This window comes from Hyalangium sp., from assembly GCF_035629615.1.
Classification (GTDB): Bacteria; Myxococcota; Myxococcia; order Myxococcales; family Myxococcaceae; genus Hyalangium.
In genome coordinates this window covers 1-22,342 of record NZ_DASPHO010000567.1, presented here as the reverse complement: position 1 = coordinate 22,342, position 22,342 = coordinate 1, and the positions used below count along the sequence as shown (strand labels likewise).

At 67.1% G+C, this 22,342-nt stretch carries 20 protein-coding genes; 5 read left to right on the top strand and 15 right to left on the bottom strand.

Translation table 11 applies throughout. The features are described from left to right. The first annotated feature begins 23 nt into the window (after positions 1–23). Positions 24–2,633 carry a TIGR02266 family protein gene (locus VD972_RS28785; protein WP_324991960.1) on the top strand — a complete coding sequence of 870 codons (2,610 nt, stop codon included), beginning with the start codon at positions 24–26 and terminating at the stop codon, positions 2,631–2,633. 33 nt (positions 2,634–2,666) lie between these two features. Here VD972_RS28785 and VD972_RS28780 read toward each other — a convergent pair whose 3' ends face one another. The 8 genes from VD972_RS28780 to VD972_RS28745 form a co-directional block, all read right to left on the bottom strand. Beyond that, positions 2,667–3,434: a DedA family protein gene (locus VD972_RS28780; protein WP_324991959.1), complete on the bottom strand. Its 768-nt coding sequence runs from the start codon at positions 3,432–3,434 to the stop codon at positions 2,667–2,669. 20 nt (positions 3,435–3,454) lie between these two features. Continuing rightward, complete coding sequence (locus VD972_RS28775) at positions 3,455–4,420, bottom strand: hypothetical protein (protein ID WP_324991961.1); 966 nt, start codon at positions 4,418–4,420, stop codon at positions 3,455–3,457. 26 nt (positions 4,421–4,446) lie between these two features. Continuing rightward, a complete protein-coding gene (locus tag VD972_RS28770; protein WP_324991958.1) occupies positions 4,447–4,917 on the bottom strand; it encodes a cyclic nucleotide-binding domain-containing protein in 471 nt (156 codons plus the stop codon). 75 nt (positions 4,918–4,992) lie between these two features. After that, on the bottom strand, positions 4,993–6,390 hold the full coding sequence (miaB, locus tag VD972_RS28765; RefSeq protein WP_414654151.1) for a tRNA (N6-isopentenyl adenosine(37)-C2)-methylthiotransferase MiaB: 1,398 nt from the start codon (positions 6,388–6,390) through the stop codon (positions 4,993–4,995). Positions 6,391–6,463: 73 nt separating this feature from the next. Further along, a complete protein-coding gene (locus VD972_RS28760) occupies positions 6,464–6,958 on the bottom strand; it encodes a hypothetical protein (protein ID WP_324991956.1) in 495 nt (164 codons plus the stop codon). Between the two features lie 12 nt (positions 6,959–6,970). Continuing rightward, entirely contained in the window at positions 6,971–8,368 is a 1,398-nt protein-coding gene (locus VD972_RS28755) for a vWA domain-containing protein (protein ID WP_324991955.1), read from the bottom strand. A 10-nt stretch (positions 8,369–8,378) separates the two neighbouring features. After that, on the bottom strand, positions 8,379–9,665 hold the full coding sequence (locus VD972_RS28750) for a class I SAM-dependent RNA methyltransferase (RefSeq protein WP_324991954.1): 1,287 nt from the start codon (positions 9,663–9,665) through the stop codon (positions 8,379–8,381). A gap of 155 nt (positions 9,666–9,820) precedes the next feature. After that, a complete protein-coding gene (locus VD972_RS28745; RefSeq protein WP_324991953.1) occupies positions 9,821–11,140 on the bottom strand; it encodes an ATP-binding protein in 1,320 nt (439 codons plus the stop codon). A 126-nt stretch (positions 11,141–11,266) separates the two neighbouring features. Between VD972_RS28745 and VD972_RS28740 the strand changes: the two genes are divergently transcribed. After that, complete coding sequence (locus VD972_RS28740) at positions 11,267–11,635, top strand: response regulator (RefSeq protein ID WP_324991952.1); 369 nt, start codon at positions 11,267–11,269, stop codon at positions 11,633–11,635. Positions 11,636–11,647: 12 nt separating this feature from the next. Here VD972_RS28740 and VD972_RS28735 read toward each other — a convergent pair whose 3' ends face one another. The 6 genes from VD972_RS28735 to VD972_RS28710 form a co-directional block, all read right to left on the bottom strand. After that, positions 11,648–12,025 carry a TIGR02266 family protein gene (locus VD972_RS28735; RefSeq protein WP_324991951.1) on the bottom strand — a complete coding sequence of 126 codons (378 nt, stop codon included), beginning with the start codon at positions 12,023–12,025 and terminating at the stop codon, positions 11,648–11,650. 59 nt (positions 12,026–12,084) lie between these two features. Continuing rightward, positions 12,085–12,741: a CoA transferase subunit B gene (locus tag VD972_RS28730; protein WP_324991950.1), complete on the bottom strand. Its 657-nt coding sequence runs from the start codon at positions 12,739–12,741 to the stop codon at positions 12,085–12,087. Positions 12,742–12,749: 8 nt separating this feature from the next. Further along, a complete protein-coding gene (locus VD972_RS28725; RefSeq protein ID WP_324991949.1) occupies positions 12,750–13,448 on the bottom strand; it encodes a CoA transferase subunit A in 699 nt (232 codons plus the stop codon). Positions 13,449–13,451: 3 nt separating this feature from the next. Next, positions 13,452–14,633, bottom strand: coding sequence for a thiolase family protein (locus tag VD972_RS28720; RefSeq protein WP_324991948.1), 1,182 nt, complete (start codon positions 14,631–14,633; stop codon positions 13,452–13,454). 286 nt (positions 14,634–14,919) lie between these two features. Then, positions 14,920–16,635, bottom strand: coding sequence for a 30S ribosomal protein S1 (locus VD972_RS28715; protein ID WP_324991947.1), 1,716 nt, complete (start codon positions 16,633–16,635; stop codon positions 14,920–14,922). Between the two features lie 365 nt (positions 16,636–17,000). Then, positions 17,001–18,371 (bottom strand): carbohydrate porin, encoded by a 1,371-nt coding sequence (locus VD972_RS28710; RefSeq protein ID WP_324991946.1) that lies wholly within the window; start codon positions 18,369–18,371, stop codon positions 17,001–17,003. A gap of 332 nt (positions 18,372–18,703) precedes the next feature. Between VD972_RS28710 and VD972_RS28705 the strand changes: the two genes are divergently transcribed. From VD972_RS28705 to VD972_RS28695, 3 genes are read left to right on the top strand one after another with little or no spacing between them, the layout of a single operon-like run. Continuing rightward, positions 18,704–19,969: an ABC transporter substrate-binding protein gene (locus tag VD972_RS28705; RefSeq protein WP_324991945.1), complete on the top strand. Its 1,266-nt coding sequence runs from the start codon at positions 18,704–18,706 to the stop codon at positions 19,967–19,969. A 14-nt stretch (positions 19,970–19,983) separates the two neighbouring features. Further along, complete coding sequence (locus tag VD972_RS28700) at positions 19,984–20,928, top strand: sugar ABC transporter permease (RefSeq protein ID WP_324991944.1); 945 nt, start codon at positions 19,984–19,986, stop codon at positions 20,926–20,928. 3 nt (positions 20,929–20,931) lie between these two features. Then, positions 20,932–21,756: a carbohydrate ABC transporter permease gene (locus VD972_RS28695; RefSeq protein ID WP_324991943.1), complete on the top strand. Its 825-nt coding sequence runs from the start codon at positions 20,932–20,934 to the stop codon at positions 21,754–21,756. A gap of 7 nt (positions 21,757–21,763) precedes the next feature. Here the strand turns inward: VD972_RS28695 and VD972_RS28690 are convergent. Beyond that, a partial coding sequence (locus VD972_RS28690; protein WP_324991942.1) for an acyl-CoA dehydrogenase family protein occupies positions 21,764–22,342 on the bottom strand: 579 nt, incomplete at its 5' end.

Genomic DNA, 22,342 nt, shown 5'->3' with positions numbered 1-22,342 from the left:
CAGGTCGGGATGAGGATGCCGCTTTGACGGATTCCAATCAGGGGCCGATTGGGCTGGCGGTCAAGCTGCCCTTCGCCACCCCGGAAGAGTTCCTCGCGAAGTATGGCGCCAACGTCACTCGGGGCGGCATCTACCTGCGCTCCAAGATGGTGAAGCCGCCGGGTACCCTCGTCACCCTGGATCTCAAGCTCTCCACCGGAGAGCGCATCATCTACGCCTCGGCCATCGTCCACTTCGTCACCGGACAGCAGGGCCAGGGCATCCCCGGCATGGGGCTGCGCTTCCTCACGCTCGATCCGGAGACGAAGCGCTTCCTCGACTCCGCCCTCGCCTCCCTGCCCCACGCCCAGTCGGCAGAGCCCCCCGTGCCGCCGGGGGTAGGAGCTGCTGACTACATTGTCCCACCTCCGCCCTCGCCAGTGCAGCCTGCACCTGCTCCCGAGGCATCCCCTGCGCAGGATGCTGGGGCCTCCCCTGCTGCCGAGCCTGCTGCACCAGTCGCTCCGGCTGTGCCTGGGCCTGGAACTTCCCCCGCTCCAGCGACCCCGGCGCCGATCCCTCAGCCGGCGGCTGCCGCTCCTGCGACGCCGGCCTCCGTCCCACAGCCTGTGCGTGCTCCCGCGGCCACACCCGCTCCCGCGCCTCCGGTAGCGGCCACACCCGCTCCCGTGCCTCCGGTAGCGGCCACGCCCCCTGCGCCCTCCCCTGAGCTCGCTCCTGCTTCAGTGCCCCAGGCCCCAGTCCCGCAGCCGGGCCAGGCCCCCACGCGCCCCTCGGGCACGTATCCCGCCGCACCGGGCCAGGCCCCCACGCGTCCCTCGGGCACGTATCCCGTCGCACCGGGCCAGGCCCCCACGCGCCCCTCAGGCACTCAGTTGCCAGTCGTCTCGGCAGGTGCGTCCGCGGTGCTCAACGCCCCTCCCTTCGAGCCTCCCAAGGAGGAGCCCAAGCGCGAGGGCCCGATCATCGGGATCGATCTTGGCACGACGAACTCGTGCGCGGCCTCCGTGCGCAGTGGCAAGCCCGAGGTGCTGCGCAGCCGCGAGGGCCACAACACGGTGCCCTCCATCCTCGCGCTCAACACGCGCGGGAAGATGGTGGTGGGGCACCCGGCCAAGGGGCAGATGCTGACCAACCCGCGGCAGACCGTCTACGGCGCCAAGCGCCTGGTGGGCCGCTCGTACGAGTCACCCATCGTCCAGCACATCAAGGATCGGTTCCACTACGAAGTCGCCCCAGGAGACAGCGGCGAGGCCGCGGTGAAGCTGGGCAACCGCGTCTTCTCGCTGCAGCAGATCTCCGCGCTGATCCTGCGCGAGGTGAGAGAGGTGGCACAGAACCAGCTTGGCCACTCCGTCTCGCGGGCGGTGATCACGGTGCCGGCCTACTACAACGACAACCAGCGCCAGGCGGTGCGCGAGGCGGGGCAGCTGGCCGGGCTCTATGTGGAGCGCATCCTCAACGAGCCCACCGCGGCGGCGCTCGCGTACGGCTACGGGCGCAAGCTGAACCAGCGCATCCTCGTCTACGATCTGGGTGGCGGCACCTTCGACGCGTCCGTGCTGGAGCTCTACGACACTGTCTACGAGGTGATCTCCACCGGCGGCGACACCTTCCTGGGCGGCATCGACTTCGACAACGCGATCGTCGAGTACCTGCTGGAGGAGTTCCAGAAGCAGACGGGCAAGGTCTTCCAGGGGGATCGGGTGGCCATGCAGCGCATCCACGACGCGGCCGAGCGCGCCAAGTGCGCGCTGTCGGAGCGCACGGACATGCGCATCCACGTGGCGTTCGTGACGATGATCGACAACACGCCGTACGATCTGGATGTCACGCTCACGCGCAAGAAGCTCATCGAGCTGACCGAGAAGCTGGTGGACCGGACGATCGAGGTCTGCGGCGAGGTGCTCGAGGCCAAGGGGCTGACGCCCAAGGACATCCAGGAGGTGGTGCTGGTGGGAGGCCAGAGCCGCTTCCCGCTGGTGCACGAGAAGATCACCAAATACTTCGGTAAGCCGCCTACCAAGAACGTGCACCCGGACGAGGCCGTAGCGCTGGGTGCGGCGCTCTTCGCGCACAGCCTGGGTCAGAAGGAGGGCGTCACCCTCATCGACGTGCTGCCCATGGCGATCGGCGTGGGGCTGCCGGGCGGGCGCTTCAAGGCCGTCATGGAGCGCAACGCGGCGCTGCCGACGACCAAGGCATACACGCTGTCCACCAGCCGCGACAACCAGGCGGAGCTGGAGGTGAGCATCTTCCAGGGCGAGTCGAACCGGGTGGCGGAGAACGAGTTCCTGGGGACGCTGAAGCTGGCCGGACTGCCGCTCCGTCCGCGCGGCGAGGTGCAGGTGAGCATCACCTTCGAGGTGAGCAACGAGTCTCTGCTGAAGGTGACGGCGAAGGAGAACTCAACGGGGCGCGAGGTCTCCAGCACCTTCACCACACGGGACACGCCGGAGGCCGTGAAGGCGAGGCTGGAGCAGGAGAACCCCGAGCCACCGCCCACGGGTTCCTCCGCGGCCGCTGCCAAGGGCGCGCCCGGAGCCATACCCGGGGGAGCCATGTCCCCGCCCCCGCCCACGAAGAAGGTGGGCATGGTGGGCTGGCTCAAGGGGCTCTTCGGGCGCCGCTGAGCCTCGAGGGCAAGCCTCGACGGCTTCGATGCCTTACTTCAGGAACTCGGAGGTGCGGGAGCGGCCGGCGACGGCCTTCTTCTCCGTGTTCTCCATGAACGAGCTGGAGCGGGACTCGGCCATGGCGCTCTCCGGGGGAATGACGGGCACCACGGCGGCGCGCTGGAGGACTTGCTCGGCCGCCTCGCGCGCGATCGCCGCCTTGCGCCGCTGCCACAGGAACCAGGCCCCGCCGAGGAGCGCCAGGCCCCCCAGCACCACGTACTGGCCCTCCTTGAGCTTGCCGATGAGGTAGTCCAGCTCGCTGCCGAAGTGGAAGCCCAGGAACACGAACACCGGCGCGGACAGGAGCGCAGCCAGGCCGTCCCAGAGAATGAAGCGCCAGTAGGACATGCCCACCGAGCCCGCGGTGAAGTACGTCACCGCGCGGACGCCCGGCATGAAGCGGGCGATCATGACGATCTTCTGCCCGTGCTTCTCGAAGAGGCCCTCTACCTTGGCGCGCTTCTCGGGGGTGATGATGCGCGCGAAGAAGCCTCCCGGTTTCCTCCCCACGTTCGCACCCAGCCTGCGGCCGAAGTGGAAGATGAGGCTGTCTCCCGCGAGGATGCCTACGAAGCCGACCACCATCATCACCGGCAGGCTCGCGGCGCCCTTGTGCGCCAGGAAGCCCCCGAGGATGAGGGAGATGTCCTCGGGCAGTGGGACGCCGAGCCCACAGGCCAGGAGGATCAGGAAGACGGTCGCGTAAGCAAAAAAGCCCTGGGTGTCGCTCAGCAGATGAGTGAGTAACTCTTCCACGCTTCGTCCTTGCCTCTCGTTCACTTCCGGGAGGGACGCCCGGCAGCTACCCGAGCCAGCCCCTCCAGCACCCACGCATCAACCGAGCGCGCGTCTGCAAAACTCCCCGCCAGTCCCTTCAGCCCAAAGTATCCCTCATGGCTGGCCAATTCGTAGGCAGAATCGGGGGCCTCCATCGCCGCCAGCGCGAGCGCACGGCTCACCAGCGCCACCGCGTACTCCCCGACCGTCGCCTCCCTCGCTCCCAAGGCCTGCGCCTCTCTCAAGAGCGCCGGCCCTCCCGTCCACTGTGCCTGTGCCTGCTCCCTCACCCGGGGAGGCAGCATGAGTCGAGCATATTCCCACATCACCCGCTCTACCTCCGGGCTCCTACCCGGACCTACCAGGACTGCCACCCCCTTCGCGGTGCGGAACCCTCGCACCCACCCTTCTGCACCGAGCAGATTCACCACCACCCGGAGGCCTGGCCTGCCTTCCGGCAGGCGGAGGAGCCGCTGGGTACGTTGGAGCGGCGCATCCAGGACGGCAAGGTAGGAGCGCATCTCCGCGCGGTAGTCATCGAAGGTCTCGGCCCGGAGTCCAGGGACGGGCCACTTCGCTTCGACGAGATCGAGGAGCGTCTCGAGCCCTTCCAGCTCGCGGAGCTCGGCGGGGACCTCGGGCCCATCCTCCATGCGGACGGCGAGGGCCACGTAACGCTCCAGCGGCAGCGGGTGGGCATCGAAGAAGACCTGGGCGCGCTGGAGCACGGCAGGGTCCGCGCCCGCCAGCGCCTCACGCACGCGGACGCGAGCGGGCGAGTACCGGTGCGCCGGAACGGGGTGCTCGCGGCGCAGGGGGCCCACGTCGTAGCCGGTCCGGTTGAAGAGCGCGAACAGGGTGAAGACGCGTGCGTCGGCCCGGAGCTCGATGCCACCGGGCGTGGCGATGCGGGAGAACCAGTCCGTCTCGGCACGGGCGCTCCAGGGCCCGAGAGCCAGGAGCACCGCCAAGAGCGGAGCACACGCACGCATCAGGCGGCAGGGGCCTTTCCCACGAGCGTGCGGAGCATCTCGCGGTTGTCGCGGGCCTTCTGGCCGAAGTACACGACAATGCCCATCAACAGCTTCACGCACGCCTGGGGCTTCTGGATGAGGAGCTTCTGGAAGTCGGCGTGGCGGATCTCCAAGGCGGAGACATCCGACATGGCGGTGGCGGTGCACAGCCGATCGCCCGTCTGCACGAGTGCCAGCTCTCCCAGCGGCTCGCCCGAAGTCACATCCCCGAGAGAGATCTCCTCGCCGGCCTGGTTCTTCGCGCTCAGGCGGACGGTCCCCTCGCCCACGATGAGGAGCGACTCACCCTTCTTGCCCTCGGAAAAGAGCTGGGTGCCCTTGGGGAAGGCGCGCGGGACGGCAATGCTGGCGAAGATCGCGATGCCAGTGTCGGTGAACCCCTTGAAGATGGGGCACGCCTTCAGCACGGTCTCGGGCACGATGGCCATGCGTGTGCTCCTACCACGTCCCACCCCCCCTCGTCAGCGTTTCGACCTGGGCCGGGCGACGAAAAGCCCGCTCCCTTATGCCTGAACGAGAGGAAATCGGTCTGGCTGGACCCCAGCCAGGGTCTCGGCCGGAGGGGGCATGACGGTGGGAGCCATGACCACCGCCGTCTGCCGGCCCATGAGCTGGTTGGGGGTGGCCCGGTCGATGAGGACCTTCACGAGCGCGCCGGCCGGGGCATCCCCGTCGAAGTTGACGGTGCGGTTCTCGGGGGTGCGGCCGAAGCGCTTGGCGGCGTCGTACCTGGAGTGGCCCTCCACGAGCACCTCGACCTCGATGCTCACCTGAGTGGCGACGATCTCGCCGCAGATCTTCCGCTGGAGCTTCTGCAGCCGCTCCAGGCGGGCGATCTTCACCTCGTGGGGGATGGGCCCCCAGTCCTTCTCGCGCAGGGCTGCGCCCGTCTTGGGACGCGGGCTGTAGATGAAGGAGAACTGGCTCTCGTAGCGGACCTGCTCGGTGAGCTTCAGGGTGAGCTCGAAGTCCTCATCCGTCTCACCGGGGAAGCCGACGATGATGTCGGTGGTGACGGCGATGCCAGGCCGGGCCGTGCGCAGCTTCTCGAGCCGCTCCAGGTACTGCACCACGGTGTAGTCCCGGCGCATCATCTTGAGGATGCGGTCCGAGCCACTCTGCACAGGCAGGTGGAAGTGCGGGGCGATCTTCGGCTGGGTGCGGAACGCGTCGATCAGCTCATCGGAGAGATCGTGCGGGTGGCTGGTGGTGAAGCGCACGCGCTCGATGCCGGGCACCTCGGCGGCGCGCAGCAGGAGCTGGGCGAAGTTGATGCCGCCCTTGTACGAGTTGACGTTCTGGCCGATCAGCGTGACTTCCCGCAGGCCCACGCGGGCCAGCTCGGCCACCTCGGTGAGCACGTCCGGGAAGGCGCGGCTGACCTCGCGGCCGCGGGTGTGGGGCACGACGCAGAAGGAGCAGACGTTGTCGCAGCCCTTCATGACGGTGACGAACTCGGTCACCTTGCCGCGGGAAGTCTCGGCGTTGGCGCGAGGGAAGACGTACTCCTCTGAGTCGACGAAGGCGGTCTCCACGACGCGCTCGCGCTCTTGCTCCACGCGGGAGATGATCTCCGGCAGCTTCCCGATGTTGTCCGGGCCGAAGACGAAGTCCACGTAGGGGACCTTCTTGAGGAGGCGATCCTTCTCCTGCTGGGCCACGCAGCCGCCTACGCCGATGAGGGCGCCGCGACTGACCTTGACGGGCCGGTAGCGCCCGAGGGCGGACAGCATCTTGTCCTCGGCCTTCTCTCGGATGGCGCAGGTGTTGAGGATGATGAGGTCCGCGTCATCCGGCGTGGGCGTCGGCTGGTAGGACAGCGTCGCCAGCACCTCGCTCATGCGGAGCGAGTCGTTGACGTTCATCTGGCAGCCGAAGGTGTGGATGAAGTAGCGCTTCATGGGCATTTCCCGTTGAAAAACGGATTCTTATGCGACGGCAGGCGCCGGAATGCAACCGGCGGCTGAGCAGGAATCAACCGCGGCTGAGCAGCCGCGTCATCCGGGTGTGGAGCCCGAGCAGCGTCTGCTCGTGCTTCTGGAGCAGCGCGATCGGCTCCTCCCCATAACGCCGGACGAAGGCCTCGGTTCGCTCCAGCCGCTCCAGCTCGTCTCGGATGCGGCCGCGCAGCTCTTCCGCGTCGGGCCCGCGGGACTCGAGCTGCTTCAGCTTGTCCCGGAGCCTGCCCGCCGACCAGCGCTGGCCGCAGAAGGCGCGGAGCAGCGCCTGGCCCAGCTCCACGTACTTGGGAGCCAGGCCCGAGGCCTGGATCCCCTCCGCGTGGGCCCGGGCGAGCGCCTCGTGGCCGGGGGTGGCCTCGGCGACGGCCAGGAAGGCCTCCTGGTAGCGGATCAGGGCGGCGAGCTCCTGCTCGGTGAAGGGGTGGGCGGCGAGCCGCAGCGTCCGGTCATCCGCGACCTGGACTCCATCGGCAGAGGATTCAGGGGCGTCATCGAAGAAGGAGGGCATGGCGAGTCTCCGTCAAGCGGGAACGAGCTGGTCGGCGATGCGCGCGAGCTCGTTCACCGAGTTGACCACCACGGCCTGGTGGCAGTGCTTCTCGTAGGCAAGCATCTCGCTGTCACCAATGCCCCAGTTGCCTCGGTCCTCGGGGCAGATCCAGAGCACGCGCTTTGCCTTGCGCTGGAGGTCCTTCAGCGCCCAGACGTTGTTCGGGTTGTAGTTGTTGCGGCCGTCTCCAATGATCATCACCGTGGTGCGCCGGGTGATGCTGCCGAGGTGATCCCGGACGAACTCCGCGAGCGCCCGGCCATAGTTCGAGTTGGCGCTCAGGGACACGGCCTTGCCCGCGGTGGCCAGATCGATGGCCTGATCCACGTCCAGGTCCTTGAAGTACTGCGTCACCTCCCCCACGTCCGAGACGAAGACGAAGGAGCGCACGCGGACAAAGAGCTCCTGCAGCGTGTACGTGAAGAGCAGCATCATCCGCGCCGCGGTGCGCACCGAGTCCGAGACATCGCAGAGGACGACAACCTCGGGGCGCTCGGGGCGGCGCGTGCGGAACTGGGGCACCATGGGCACCCCACCCCAGGGGAGGTTCCGGCGCAGCGTGCGGCGCACGTGGAGTGCCCCGCGCCGGTGCGAGCGCTGCTTGCGGACGAGGCGGCTCTTGAGCTTCTCGGCCAGGGTGCGCACGGCGTACTGCATCTGGTCCACCTCGGCCTGGGTGAGCAGGTGCAGCGGCTTCTCCGCCACCGAGTCCGTGCGCCGGCGGATGCGTGCCTCGGCCTGGCGCTTCACCTCTTGACGCGCCGCGTCCTCGATCTTCCGCATCGCGTCCGCGACGTAGCGGGAGACGATCTCCACGCCGTCAGGAGACAGTCCCCGTGCGACGAGCTCGGCCTCCAGGGACTTCAGGTCCGAGCGAGCCCGCTCCATGCCGGCGCCCGCGAGCAGCCGCCGGGAGAAGAAGCCTGCCTGGAGGCCGCTCTCCATTCGGGACAGATCGAGCTGGAGCATGGCGGATCGGAAGATCTGCGCGAGCCGTGCCTTGTCTCCCTCGACGATGGCCTTGGCCAGGGGCGACATCTCCGGGAAGAGCAGGTTCATCTGGTACAGCACCATCTTCAGCTCGTCGCCTTGGAGATAGCCCTCCTCCTCGATCTGCTTCGCGAGCGCCTTGTCAAGCGCCTCGAACGTCTTCGCCGCGCCCGAGAAGTAGAAGTCGAAGGCGCGGTTGAACACGCTCACGTCCAGCTCACGCTTCACGAGCGTGGTGCGCAGGACGGCCCGGAACACGCCTCGCTCCTTCAGCCCCACCTCGGAGGTGGCGCGCAGGGCGTCCTGGACCTCGGCCGTGCTCACGCGCACGCCGTTCTGGCGCAGCACCTCGGCGAACTCGACAATGCGGGCGTCCACGCGTCCTCCTTCAGCGCTCGAACGACATGACGGCTTCCACATGGTGGGTCTGCGGGAACATGTCCACCACCTGCAGCGCCAGGGGCTTGTAACCCGCTTCCACCAGCCCCGCCGCGTCCCGGGCCAGAGAAGCCGGATCGCATGCCACATACACCACTCTCTTGACTCCCAGTGCGGAGACCTGGCGTGCGAGCCCCGGTGCCCCCGCTCGAGGAGGGTCCGCCAGGCAGAGGTCGAACTTCTGGCCCTCTCCGAGGAGCCCCTGGCACACCTTGCGAGCATCTCCCTGGATGAAGCGGACGTTGGCCACCCCACCCTCTCGGGCGCTGCGCTGGGCCAGCTCCACGCCTACGGGCGAGGACTCCACCCCCAGCACCGAGCGGGCCGTGGCGGCCAGCGGGAAGGTGAAGTTGCCGTTCCCGGAGTACAGCTCCAGCACGGAGTCCGTCTCCCGGGGGGCCAGCTCGTACAGGGCCGCCGTGACAAGGCCCACATTGGCTTCGGCGTGCGCCTGGGCGAAGGAATCCGGCCGCAGGTACAGCGGCACCTCCGGCCGCAGCGGCGACAACGAGCGCAGCGCAGGCTTGCCGAGGATGCGAGGCGAGCCCTCCTGCGGTACCAGCACGGCCCCCTCCAGCCGCAGCGCGCGCACGGCGGCCTCCGTGGCTTCCACATGCCGCGCCGTCACCAAGCCTGTCAGCATCACCGCGAAGGCAGCCTTGCCGCCCTCGGCCAGCAGGTGCACCTCCTCCGCGTCCTTGGAGAGCGGCTTGAGGAGCGGCGCCAGCTTCCCGGGGAGCGTGGCCAGCGCTGGGGTGAGCGCGCCGCACTCGGACACTGGCACCTTCTCGTGGCTCCGTCGGCCGAAGTACGCCAGCGAGCCCTTGGCGAAGTGGAGCACCGCCCGCCGCCGGTACCCGAAGTCCCTCGGCGCCACGAGCAGGGGGCGCACGGTGAACCGATCCCTTGGCAGGTGGCCCAGGTGCTCCAACGTGGAGAGGACGATCTCCTGCTTCGCCGCGCGCTGGGCGGGCTCGGCCAGTTCCAGCCAGTCGCACCCGCCACACTCGGTGCTCAGGGAGCACGGAGACGCGCGCCGATCCTTCCCAGGCGTCACCACCTGACGCAGGAGCCCCCGCAGCACCTTCCCTTGCTGCTCCAGCTGGATGCTCACGATGTCGCCAGGGAAGGCCCCCGGCACGAAGACGGTGCGCCCCTGCCAGGAGGCCACGCCCTCGCCGAGCTGCCCAAGACGCTCGATGGTCACCTCAATAGGAGTCTCAGGAACAGGAAGCATGGGCACTATGTAGGACAAGCATACAGGCTCGGCCAGAGCACGCCGCCCAGGAGCACGAGTCCGGCGAACCTGTCAGACAAGCATACAGGTTCAGACAGAGTGCGCCGCCGGGGGACCCTCAAAGCGGCTGTGGGCAGGCGGGGGCAACGTGTGGATCAGCGCGCCTCGGAGCCCCTGGGCAGGCGCACGACGAAGATGCTCCCTCGAGGCGGGTTGGCCTCCACGGAGATACCCCCGCCGTGGCCCTCGATCGCGAGCCTGCAGAACGCCAGTCCGAGCCCGCGCCCGCCGGAGACCTTCTCGTCGTTTCCCTGCTCCAGGCGCGTGTACTTGTCGAAGATGGCCTGCCTCATCTCCTCGGGAATGCCAGGCCCCTCGTCGATGACACGGAGCTCCAGAGAGCCGGTGCCGCTCTCACGCGCAACGAGCTGCACCGTGCCGCCCGGCGGGTTGTGCCGGAGGGCATTGTCGATGAGGTTCAGCAGCACGCGGCGAAGCAGCTCCTCGTCAGCCCGCAGGGCGGAGTGGTTGAGCTCCACCTGGAGCTCGAGCCGCTGGTCACACCCCTCGGCGAGGGGGGACATCATCTCGATGACTTCCGCGAGCAGAGCGCGCACGTCCAGGTCGCTCGGGTTCGGGGTGAACACCCCATCCTCGCTCCGAGTGATGTCGAGGAGGTTCAGCGCCATCCGGTTGATGCCCTCGGCTCCGGCATAGATGCTCTTCCAGTGCTGCCGGTCCGTCTCGGACAGGCTGGGACTGCGGAGGCGGGACTTGCAGGACATCATGATCCCGTTTGCGGGGCTCTTCAGATCGTGGACCAGGAGCGCCGCCATCTCCTCCTTCTGGCTCTGAACATGGAGCAGGGCGTCGTGCTTGGCGGCCAGCTCCTCCTGGCTCGCCGCAAGCTGCACCGTCCGCTCCTGCACCCGGCGCTCGAGAGTCTCGTAGAGCCGGACGTTCTCCATCGCCACGGAGGTGCTGTCGGCGAGGGCCGCCAGGAGCTTGACCTCCTCGGGTGAGGCGACCCGCTTCCGGGCCCAGTAGTTTCCGATCGCGCCCACTGGCGCCACCGTCCGGATGGGCACCATGACCAGGCTCTTGACGAAGGTGGGCCGGTACGCATCCGCCGGGATCCGCGGATCCGCGTAGATGTCCTCGATGAGGGCGGGCTCGCGGTGGAGCATGGCCCACCCGCTGATGCACAGCTCCAGCGGGAAGCGCTTGCCCTTCCACAGCGGCTCGATCGCATCCTCGTCGGCGTAGTGGCAGAAGGCGCCGTCGCGCAGGACGAAGGTCGCGCCGTCGGCCCCCGTCAGCTCGCGAGCCGCTCGCTTCACGATGTTCATCACCGACTGCAGATCGCGAGCGAGCGAGAGCTCCTGGACGACCGAGACCAGGAGCTCCATCCCGCGGACATAGCGAGACGTCGTACCGCCACGAGGCTCGAGATCATGGACCGAAGAGACAGTCATGTAGGGGATACATCCTCCCACAGGCAAATCTTCTCGGGTAGTCACCACAAGAGCGTGTGCTTGTTCCCCTCCTCAGCTTCTTCTGGAAAGCTTGGAGCCTCAATGGTTGAGGGGGGGCTGTCTGTGATGGGTGAGAAGCGTACGGCCATCCTGGTGGCAGAGGATGAGCCTTCAGCGCGGCTAGGGCTTCGTTCACTGCTCGGCGACGAGGGGTTCGAGGTGCAGGTTGCCGTAGACGGTGTGGATGCCCTGGCCAAGCTCGAGGGCTTTCGCCCGGACGTGCTCCTGATTGACGTGAAGATGCCCAGGCTGGACGGGATTGGCTTCTTCCGTCAGGCACGCAAGCTGTTGCCGCTGGTTCCCGCCATCTTCATGACGGGCCTCTCCGACAAGGAGCTCGTGGCCTCGGGCTTGAAGGGAGAGCCAGGGGTGTTCTTCATCCAGAAGCCGGTGGATCTCGACGAGCTCCTGCCGCTGATCGCCCGCCGGCCCTGAAGGGGCGTGCCGTCAGCCCCGCTCCTCGGGAGGGAGCGCCTTGGCCAGGCGATCGACGAACTCCTCGAGCCGGATGCGCTTCTGCTCGTCCACCCCGACGAACTCGATGGCCATCCCCGGCACCTGGTTGGGGGCCACGTGCGTCTCGTTGACGCGCGTCACCCGGCCTGTGAGATCGAACGGGAACTCCGTGCCTGGCAGCGACACGATGAGCTTCACGTGCGTGCCCACGGGCAGGGGCTTCTGCGTGTTGATGAAGAGCCCCCCGCGCGAGATGTTGACGGCCCAGTCCGTGACGAAGCCGGCGACCGTGCGGTAGGCCACGGGGAGCTCGTACTCGAGCCGAGGGGGACGCGGCGCAACGTTGGGCTTTGGGGATTGGTCGGCCATGAGCGCTCCGCTGCGAGACGGGGGGGATGCTCGCAGCGGAGCGACGAAGCGTCAACCCTTCAGACCTTCATCTCTCGCACGTCCGGGGCCACCTTGAACCTCGGCTCCGTGAGGCGCTGCACCTGCTCCACTGTCACTCCGGGTGCAAGCTCACGCAGCACCAGTCCCTCCGGGGTGACATCCAGGAAGGCGTGGTCCGTGACGATGTGGTGCACGCACTTGAGCCCGGTGATGGGCAGCGCGCACTTCTTGAGGATCTTCAGCTCTCCCTTGTTGTTCACGTGCTCCATGGCCACGTAGATGCGCTTGGCGCCGACGGCCAGGTCCATGGCGCCGCCCGGCCCCTTCACCATCTTGTCGGGGATCATCCAGTTGGCCAGGTCCCCCTGCTCGCTCACCTGCATGGCCCCCAGCACCGCCATGTCGATGTGGCCTCCGCGGATCATCCCGAAGGACAGCGCCGAGTCGAAGAAGGCCGCACCCTTGAGCTCCGTCACCGTCTCCTTGCCGGCGTTGATGAGGTCCGGATCCTCCTCGCCCTCCATGGGCCAGGGGCCGATGCCCAGCAGCCCGTTCTCCGACTGGAGCACGATGTCGACTCCGGCCGGGACGTAGTTGGCCACCAGCGTGGGCATTCCAATGCCCAGGTTGACGTAGAAGCCGTCCTTCAGCTCCTGGGCGATGCGCTGCGCGATCTGTTCACGAGTCAATGGCATGGCAGTCCTCACGCCCGCTTGCGGACGGTGCGCCGCTCGATCGGTTTCTTGAGATTCTCCGACTGGATGATGCGATGCACGAAGATGCCAGGCACGTGGATGAGATCCCCATCGATCTCGCCCGGCTCCACGATGTGCTCCGCCTCGACGATCGTCACCTTCGCCGCCATGCACATCATCGGCGAGAAATTACGGGCCGTCTTGCGGAACACCAGGTTCCCCCAGCGGTCCGCCTTCCAGGCGCGGACGATCGCGAAGTCCGCCTTGAGCGGCGTCTCCAGCACGTGGAGGCGCCCGTCGATCATTCTCGTCTCCTTGCCCTCCGCGAGCAGGGTGCCCGCGCCGGTGGGGGTGAAGAAGCCGCCGATGCCGCAGCCGCCCGCACGGATGCGCTCGGCCAGCGTGCCCTGCGGGTTGAGCTCCACCGCCAGCTCCTTGGAGAGGAACTGGCGCTCGAACTCCTTGTTCTCACCCACGTAGCTGGACACCATCTTCTTCACCTGCTTGTTGGCCAGCAGGATCCCGAGCCCCTCCTTATCGGTGCCGCAGTTGTTGGAGATGATGGTGAGGCCCTTCACGTTCTTCTTGTGAAGCGCCTCGATGAGGTTCTCCGGGTTGCCGCACAGCCCGAAGCCGCCGCTCATGAGCGTGCTTCCGTCCGGGATGTCGGCGACCGCCTCTTTCGCGCTCGCGAAGATCTTGTTCATTCCTCAGCGCTCCACCATCAGCGCGATACCCTCACCGCCGCCGATGCAGAGCGAGGCCACGCCGCGCTTCTTGTCGTGATCCTTCATCGCGTGCAGCAGGGTGACGAGCACGCGCGCGCCCGAGGCGCCGATCGGGTGTCCGAGCACCACCGCGCCGCCGCGCACGTTCACCTTGGATGGGTCCAGCTTGAGGAGCCGGTTGTTGGCGATGGACACCACCGCGAACGCCTCGTTGATCTCCCAGAGATCCACGGCGTCCGTCTTCAGGCCCTTCTTCTCCAGCAGCTTGTTGATGGCGTCCGCCGGGGCGATGGTGAACTCCACCGGCTTGCGCGCCGCCTGGGCGTAGCCGGTGATCCGGCCGAGGATGGTGCGGCCCTCCGTCTTGGCGCGCTCCTCGCTCATGAGCACCAGCGCCGCGGCGCCGTCGTTGATGGACGAGGCGTTGGCCGCCGTCACCGTGCCGTCCTTCTTGAAGACGGGCTTGAGGCTCGCGATCTTCTCGGGCCTGGCGTTCTTGGGGCCCTCATCCTCGGCGACGAGGACGGTGTCCTCGGGCTTCTTGCCCGGCACGGGCACCGGGACGATCTCCGCGGTGAACAGGCCCTCCTTCTGGGCCTTGATGGCGCGCTGGGTGGACTCGAGCGCGTACTCATCCTGCTGGGAGCGGCTCACGCTCTGCGTGGTGGCGCACTCCTCGGCGCAGATGCCCATGTGGACGTTGTCGTACGGGTCCCACAGGCCGTCGAGGATCATCACATCCTTGAACTCGACGTTGCCCATGCGAGCGCCGCCGCGCATGGAGTGGCTCACGTAGGGAGCGTTCGACATGGACTCCATGCCGCCCACCACCACCACGTCCGCGTCTCCCAGGGCGATGGCCTGGGCGCCGGAGATGACGGCCTTGAGGCCCGAGCCGCACACCTTGTTCACGGTGGTGGCCGGCACGGAGTCCGGGATGCCCGCGAAGCGCATGGCCTGCCGCGCGGGGGCCTGCCCCACGCCCGCCTGGAGCACGCAGCCCATGAGCACCTCCTGCACGGCCTCCGGCTTCACGCCCGCCCGCTCCAGCGCGGCCTTGATGGCAATGGCGCCGAGCTGGGGCGCCGTCAGCTTGGAGAGAGCGCCCTGGAAGGCCCCGATGGGAGTCCGGGCCGCACCCACGATGACGACTTCACGAGCCACGAAAACTGCCTCCTTGGAACCGGGGATACGAACAAGGGAGCCCTTATCACCACCCCTTCCGGCAGGGTCAAGCGCGTTGGGCTCCCCTCCCCCTCAGCCCCCGGGAGGCATGAGTTCGGCGGTGGGATCCCAACACTTGGGCTGACAATCCGTGCCAACGAGTAACAGCTCGGCTTCGCGCGGGCACACCCACATGGGCTCACTTGCCCACCCAAAGCAGACGGCCGGGCCCCCGTGAGGGAACCCGGCCGCTGAGATGCAGGCCTCCCGGTGGGAGGCGCGAGGGCTACTTCTTCAGCTTGCTCGCCATCACGTCGCCGAGGCGCGCCTTGCTGCCCTCGGCCTGCTTGCGCAGGTACTCGCGGTAGTCATCCGAGCCCTCACCGATCAGGGCCTTGATGGACAGCGCCACCTTCCGGTCCTGGGTGTTGATGTCGATGATCTTCACATCGACCTCCTGGGCCTCCTGCACCACGTCGCGGGGGTTCTCCACGCGCTCCTCACGCAGCTCGGACACGTGCACCAGACCCTCGATGCCCGGCTCGATCTCCACGAAGGCGCCGAAGTCGGTGACCTTGGTGACCTTGCCCTTCACGCGGCTGCCCACCGGGGTGCGCTCGGAGAGCGTCTCCCAGGGATCCGGCGAGAGCTGCTTGATGCCCAGGCTGAAGCGCTCGTTCTCCACGTCGATGTTGAGCACCACCGCTTCGACTTCATCACCCTTCTTGTAGAGCTCGCCCGGGTGCTTGATGCGCTGGGTCCAGGAGATATCGGACACGTGCACCAGGCCGTCCACGCCCTCCTCGACGCCGACGAACACGCCGAAGTCGGTGACGTTGCGGATCTGACCCTTGATGACGGAGCCGATCGGGTACTTGTCCTCGAGCAGCGTCCAGGGGTTCTGCTCGATCTGCTTCATGCCGAGCGCGATGCGCTTGGCCTTCGGATCGATGTCCAGGACGACGGCCTCCACCTCCTGGCCGACCTCCAGGATCTTGGACGGGTGCTTGAGGCGCTTGGTCCAGGACATCTCGGACACGTGCACCAGGCCCTCCACGCCCTGCTCGATCTCGATGAAGGCGCCGTAGTCCGTGATGGAGACGACCTTGCCCTTGACGCGAGTGCCGACCGGGTACTTCTCGTCGGCGCGGTGCCACGGATCCTCCTGGATCTGCTTCAGGCCCAGGCTGACGCGCTCCTGCGTGGGGTCGAACTTGAGGACCACCACGCGGACCTCGTCGCCCACGTTGAACATCTCGCTCGGGTGGCCGATGCGGCCCCAGGACATGTCCGTGATGTGGAGCAGGCCGTCGATGCCGCCCAGATCGATGAAGGCGCCGTAGTCGGTGAGGTTCTTGACCACGCCCTTGAGGACCGCACCCTCCTTGAGGTTCTTGAGGGTCTCCTTCTTCATCTCCTCGCGCTGCTTCTCCAGCAGCACGCGGCGGCTCAGCACGATGTTGCCGCGCTTCTTGTTGAACTTGATGACCTTGAACTCGAACTCCTTCGAGATGTACTGGTCCAAGTTCCGAACCGGGCGGATGTCCACCTGGGAGCCGGGGAGGAACGCCTTCACGCCGATGTCGACGGAGAGGCCGCCCTTCACGCGTCCCACGATGGTGCCCTTGACGATCTCATCGCGCTCGCAGGCGGCGCTGATCTCGTCCCAGATGCGCATCTTGTCGGCCTTCTCCTTGGAGAGGACGACCATGCCGGTGTCGTTCTCGCGGCTCTCCAGGAGCACTTCCACGGCGTCACCGGCCTTGACGGTGAGCTCGCCGCGCGGGCTGGTGAACTCGGCGATCGGAACCTGGCCCTCGGACTTGTAGCCGATATCGACGATCGCGAAGTCCTTCGTCACCTGAACGACGGTGCCCTTGACGATCTCACCCTCCTTGAGGATGCCGTCACCACCGCGCTCCTTGAGCGACGCCTCGAACATCGTGGCAAAATCCTCGTCGCCTGCCTCCGGTCCAAGCTGCTGGTTCACATTCTGCTGCATGAATTGAAAGTCCTTTGAAACGGGTACAGCAGCCCCTGTTCTGGCCGAGAGCTCTCGCGGGGCGCGGCGAGAGCGTCGGGTGTCCCCACCTCGGGGACGGAGAAGGCGCGCACCCTAGACACCGGTCTTTCCGGCAGTCAAGCGAGCACGCGATCCATGTGATGAAAGCCCAAAAGGGCGCGCCCGAGGCCTGACTGGCTCCCGAGGTGCCCGTGGGCCACCCCCTGGCGGACCGGACGCCCTTCCCGGCCCGCTCACAGGGTCTCCTTCTGTTTATGAACGGTTGCCCCCCGGCGCAACATGTCCGGGGGGCGGAGCGGGCCTGGCCGGATGAAGGCCTGCCCGCCCTGGAGGCATCCGGGCGGCTAGAACCACCACTCGGCGCGGGTGCCCAGGTAGTGGCCGAACGTCCGCGGGCCAAAGTCCTGCATGTACGGAGACACGAGCGCACCGGCCATTGCCGCGCCGCGCGCACCCTCGCTGTAGTACGCCAGCGTGTAGATGAGGCGCAGGTGCGGGCGCGCCCAAGCCGAGCGCTCGCCCGTGGGGACGATCGTCGGGACGACGGAGAACTTCACGGCGTAGGGCAGCGGCGGCGTCTCCACACCCTCCGGGAGGCCAAAGCCGACGCCCTGCCAGGTCAGCTCGTTGATCAGGTGGAACTGGTCATGCAGGTACAGGAAGGTGCGCGCGCCCGCGGCGAAGTTGAAGGCGTTGTCCGTGGACTCGCCGCTGGCGCCCTGGCTCCGCTGGAAGATGGCGTAGGCATTGACGGTGAACAGGGGGTTCACGTTGTAGAGGAAGTGATCCACGAACTCGATCCCCGAGCCGCCGGAGAACTTGCCGTCCTCATTGGCCCGGCCGTAGGTGCTCCACGTGGGAGAGCCGGCGAAGGCGCCGTTGGCGATGCCGCCACCAAAGCGCAGGGCCGTCTCGTTGAAGCTGCCGTTGCCCAGGTCCGCGCGGAACTTGACGCCCGCCACGTAGCCGACGTCACCCGGAGCGATCGGCTCGCCGCCGATCTGGGCGCGGTTGGCCGGCAGCAGGTGGAACTCGCCCAGGAAGTGCACCGAGTGCTTCTCCATCACCGGCAGCACGTACTGGCCGACGAGCACGGAGCGCTGGCGCTGGAACGAGGGATCCGAGGTGGTGGGGTCTCCGTCGTCCAGCCTGGCGGAGTACTGCCCGGAGTTGCCGGTCTGCAGCAGCAGCGCCACATCCAGGCCCTTGTACTTGATGCCAAAGCCCTGCGAGTTCAGCTGGTTGAAGAAGTAGTAGTCCGCGATGTGCACGTCGCTGCCGCGGTAGAAGCGCTGGCCGGCCCAGATCGTCAGGTCCGGGATGAGGACGTTGCCGGCCTCCAGGTAGGCCTGGAACAGCTCGATGCGCAGCTGCGCCGAGAAGTTGTTCGCGAAGGCGCCCAGGAAGGAGCCGTTGTTCGAGAACATGGACGGCGTGAGGACCACGTGGAAATACGGCTTGGTGTTGTCCTCGGCGGTGGGCCGGACGATGTTCAGCTTGAGGGTCGGCTCGAGGTAGTCCCCCTCCTCCAGACGGCCACCGAGCGGATTACCCAGAAGGTTGAGGGACTTGCCGTGGATGTAACGGCCGTTCTGGGGGTTCCAGGCGACGCCAACGCGGCCGTACATGCCGAGCTCGATGGGGCCCGCCTCGAGCCCCGCGCGAGCGGTAGAGGGAACCGCCAACAGCGCCAGCACGGCCACCAGTGACGTCACACAGGAACGCAATCTTCGAGCGAGATGCACGATACAGCCCCCAGTTGAGGAGAGAAGTGAGCGGAGTGAGAGGAGTGATCCGAGGAGAAGCCGGCCCCTCGTAGGTTCCTAGTGAACCTGCCCCCTCATAAAACCTTGCACTCGTCACATTCAAGCCTGCTGATCATGTGAAAACGTGATACGGGAAGTGCTACCCACGGGGTTCATTGCGGCCTCCGTTGGCTTGACGATGCGCGTCAATCCCGGGCACCCAGCAATGACGGATCGCGTCAACTGAGATCGCTCGTGGGGATGTGCCTCAACTTCGGGGCGCTCCAGGGAGGAAGTCACGCATGAAGAAGGTACTGGCTGGGCTCGTGGCCGTGGTGGCACTCGCAACCCCAGGACTGGCGCGGGCGGAGAAGCTCGTCATCGCTTGCGGCTCCGTGGGCAAGGAGGCGGATCTCTGCAAGCAGGGTGCGGAGGCCTGGGCGAAGAAGGCCGGGCACACCGTAGAGCTCATGAGCGTGCCGCAGGATGCAGGGCAGCAGCTGGCACAGTTCCAGCAACTGCTGGCGGCGGGCTCGTCGGATGTGGATGTGATCCGCATTGACGTGGTGTGGCCGGGGTTGATGGCCAACCACTTCGTGGACCTGAAGCCCTACTTCCCGGACGACGTGCTCAGTCAGCACTTCGAGCCCATCGTGAAGAACAACACGGTGAACGGGAAGCTGATCGCCATCCCCTGGTTCACGGATGCGGGCCTGCTCTACTACCGCACGGATCTGCTGGAGAAGCATGGGCAGAAGCCGCCCACCACGTGGCAGGAGCTGGCCGCGTCGGCCAAGGCGGTGCTGGACGCTGAGAAGAAGGCGGGCAACAGCAAGCTGGTGGGCTTCGTCTTCCAGGGCAAGGCGTACGAGGGCCTGACGTGCAACGCGCTGGAGTGGATCGACTCCTTCAAGGGCGGGACGATCGTGGACCAGAGCGGCCAGGTCACCGTGAACAACCCCAAGGCGGTGGAGGCGATCACCTTCTTCGCGGGGCTGGTGGGCAACGTGGTGCCCAAGGGCGTGCTGAACTACCAGGAGGAGGAGGCGCGCAACGCCTTCCAGGCGGGCAACGCGGTGTTCATGCGCAACTGGCCCTATGCCTGGTCCCTGGCGAACAGCAAGGACAGCCCGGTGGCGGGCAAGGTGGCGGTGATGGCGCTGCCCAAGGGCGGCCCGGACGGCAAGTCCACCGGCACGCTCGGTGGCTGGCAGCTCGGCGTGTCCAAGTACTCGAAGAACGAGAAGCTCGCGGCGGAGCTGGTGAAGTACCTGACGAGCGCCGAGGAGCAGAAGCGCCGCGCGATCGAGGGCTCGTTCAACCCGACGATCAAGAGCCTCTACAAGGACGCGGATCTGCTGAAGGCCAACCCGTTCATGGGCAACCTCTACGAGACGTTCGTGAACGCGGTGCCGCGGCCGACGATCACCGGCGCCAAGTACAACCAGGTGAGCACCGAGTTCCGCAACTCCGTGTACTCCACGCTCAGCGGCAAGGGGAAGGCGGCCGACAACCTGAAGAAGGTGGAGACGAAGCTGAAGAGCCTGGGCAAGGACGGTAAGTGGTAAGGGAGCGCTGACCCATGACCCGCCCCACGACTCCCACCGCCGGCGCGGCCACGGGGGCCACTGAGCTCCCACCCTCCGCGCTCGTGCGCGAGCGCACCCGCGCAGCCTGGCTGTTCCTGACACCCACGCTGGTGGCCATGGCGTTGGTGGCAGGCTGGCCGCTGGCGCGCACCTTCTGGTTCGCCTTCTCGGACGCGAACCTGACGGACATGGCGGCGGCGCAGTTCGTGGGGCTGGCAAGCCTCCAGAGCGTGCTCGAGGATCCGGACTGGTGGACCACGGTGTGGACCACCTTCCGGTTCGCCCTCGTGTCCGTCTCCCTGGAGACGGTGCTGGGGCTGATCATCGCCCTGGCGCTCAACGCGAAGTTCCCCGGCCGGGGGATGCTGCGCGCGGCGGTGCTGGTGCCCTGGGCCATCCCCACCGTGGTCTCCGCGAGGATGTGGGCGTGGATGTTCAATGACATCTACGGCGTCATCAACGCGATGTTCCTGTCGGTGGGGCTCATCTCCGAGCCGCTGGCGTGGACGGCGGAGCCGGAGCTGTCGCTCCTGGCGGTGGTCGCGGTGGACGTGTGGAAGACAACGCCCTTCATGGCGCTGCTGATCCTGGCGGCGCTGCAGATGCTGCCAGGGGACATCTACGAGGCGGCGAAGATCGACGGAGCGGGGCCGATCCGGGTCTTCTTCCAGGTGACGCTGCCGCTGCTGAAGGGGCCGCTGATGGTGGCCGTCATCTTCCGCATGCTGGACGCGCTGCGCGTGTTCGACATCTTCTTCGTGCTGACCGGTGGGAGCACGGACACCATGCCCATGGCGGGCTACTCGCGACAGCGGATGTTCGAGTACCAGGAGATAGGCGTGGGCTCTGCGTCAGCGGCGCTGCTGTTCGTGATCATCGCCCTGTTCACCACCGTCTACATGGTGGTGGGCCGGGTGAAGCTGGGTGGGGAGGCGTAGCGCATGCGCTGGGTGAAGAAGGTTGCGTTCTGGCTCCTGCTGGCGGTGATCGCCGTCTACACGCTGTTCCCCTTCTACTGGGCGATCGTCTCGTCGCTGAAGACGGGCAGCGCGCTGTTCGAGGTGAGTCCCTGGCCGAAGGAGCCCGCCTGGAGCAACTACTCGGCGGTGTTCACGGCGCAGCCCTTCGGGCAGAACATCTTCAACTCGGTGATCGTCGCCACGGCGGTGGTGGTGCTGTCACTGGTCCTGGGGTTGACGGCCTCGTTCGCGCTGGCGCGCATCGAGTTCCGCGGGCGCAAGCTGTTGCTGGTGTCCGTGCTTGCCGTGTCCATGTTCCCGCAGATCGCGGTGCTGTCGGGCATGTTCGAGCTGGTGCGGTGGCTGGGGGTCTACAACAAGCTGCCCGCGCTGATCGTGTCCAACCTGATCCTCACCCTGCCCTTCACGGTGTGGGTGCTGACCACTTTCATGCGGGAGCTGCCCAAGGAGCTGGAGGAGGCGGCGATCGTGGACGGGGCCACGCCGTGGATCACCGTCTCGCGGGTGTTCCTGCCGCTGATGGGGCCTGCCATGGCGACCACCGGACTGCTGGCCTTCATCGCCGCGTGGAACGAGTTCCTCTTCGCGCTCACCTTCACCCAGTCCGACAGCGTGAGGACGGTGCCAGTGGCCATCGCCCTGTTCAGCGGCGGCAGCGCGTTCGAGACGCCGTGGGGCCTCATCATGGCCGCCTCGGTGATCGTCACCGTGCCCCTGGTGGTGCTGGTGCTGATCTTCCAGCGGAAGATCATCTCCGGCCTCACGGCGGGCGCGGTGAAGGGGTAGGTCCTGCTCAGGAGAGCAGCTTGAAGGTCTCCCGGGCGATCACCATCCGCTGCACCTCGCTGGTGCCCTCGTAGATGGTCTGCACGCGAGCGTCCCGGAAGTAGCGCTCCACCGGGAACTCGTCGATGTAGCCGTAGCCGCCGTGCAGTTGCACCGCCTTGTCGCACACCCGGTTGGCCATCTCACTGGCGTACAGCTTCGCCATGGAGGCCTCGCGGGTGAAGGGCTGGCCCGTCTCCTTCAGGTACGCCGCCCGGAAGGTCAGCAGCTCGGCCGCCGAGAGCTGCACCTTCATGTCCGCCATCATGAAGCGCGGCGCCTGGAACTCCGCGATGGGCTGGTTGAAGGCCTTGCGGTCCTTCGTGTACCGCACCGAGGCCTCCAGCGCCGCCCGCGCCACCCCACACGCCTGCGAGGCGATGCCGATGCGCCCGCCGTCCAGCGCCACCATTGCCAGCTTGAACCCCTCCCCTTCCTTCCCCAGCAGATGGTCAGCAGGGATCTCACAGTCCTCGAAGGTCAGGCTCACCGTGTTCGAGGAGCGCAGCCCCATCTTGTCCTCGTGCTTGCCGATGAGGAGGCCCTT

What these genes read in the sequence shown, in the direction of transcription:
- VD972_RS28700 (WP_324991944.1), top strand. Translation starts at nt 19,984, where the DNA reads ATGACCCGCCCCACGACTCCCACCGCCGGCGCGGCCACGGGGGCCACT.
- miaB (WP_414654151.1), bottom strand. Translation starts at nt 6,390, where the DNA reads ATGAAGCGCTACTTCATCCACACCTTCGGCTGCCAGATGAACGTCAAC.
- VD972_RS28715 (WP_324991947.1), bottom strand. Translation starts at nt 16,635, where the DNA reads ATGCAGCAGAATGTGAACCAGCAGCTTGGACCGGAGGCAGGCGACGAG.
- VD972_RS28740 (WP_324991952.1), top strand. Translation starts at nt 11,267, where the DNA reads ATGGGTGAGAAGCGTACGGCCATCCTGGTGGCAGAGGATGAGCCTTCA.
- VD972_RS28760 (WP_324991956.1), bottom strand. Translation starts at nt 6,958, where the DNA reads ATGCCCTCCTTCTTCGATGACGCCCCTGAATCCTCTGCCGATGGAGTC.
- VD972_RS28725 (WP_324991949.1), bottom strand. Translation starts at nt 13,448, where the DNA reads ATGAACAAGATCTTCGCGAGCGCGAAAGAGGCGGTCGCCGACATCCCG.
- VD972_RS28735 (WP_324991951.1), bottom strand. Translation starts at nt 12,025, where the DNA reads ATGGCCGACCAATCCCCAAAGCCCAACGTTGCGCCGCGTCCCCCTCGG.
- VD972_RS28695 (WP_324991943.1), top strand. Translation starts at nt 20,932, where the DNA reads ATGCGCTGGGTGAAGAAGGTTGCGTTCTGGCTCCTGCTGGCGGTGATC.
- VD972_RS28745 (WP_324991953.1), bottom strand. Translation starts at nt 11,140, where the DNA reads ATGACTGTCTCTTCGGTCCATGATCTCGAGCCTCGTGGCGGTACGACG.
- VD972_RS28705 (WP_324991945.1), top strand. Translation starts at nt 18,704, where the DNA reads ATGAAGAAGGTACTGGCTGGGCTCGTGGCCGTGGTGGCACTCGCAACC.
- VD972_RS28750 (WP_324991954.1), bottom strand. Translation starts at nt 9,665, where the DNA reads ATGCTTCCTGTTCCTGAGACTCCTATTGAGGTGACCATCGAGCGTCTT.
- VD972_RS28770 (WP_324991958.1), bottom strand. Translation starts at nt 4,917, where the DNA reads ATGGCCATCGTGCCCGAGACCGTGCTGAAGGCGTGCCCCATCTTCAAG.
- VD972_RS28730 (WP_324991950.1), bottom strand. Translation starts at nt 12,741, where the DNA reads ATGCCATTGACTCGTGAACAGATCGCGCAGCGCATCGCCCAGGAGCTG.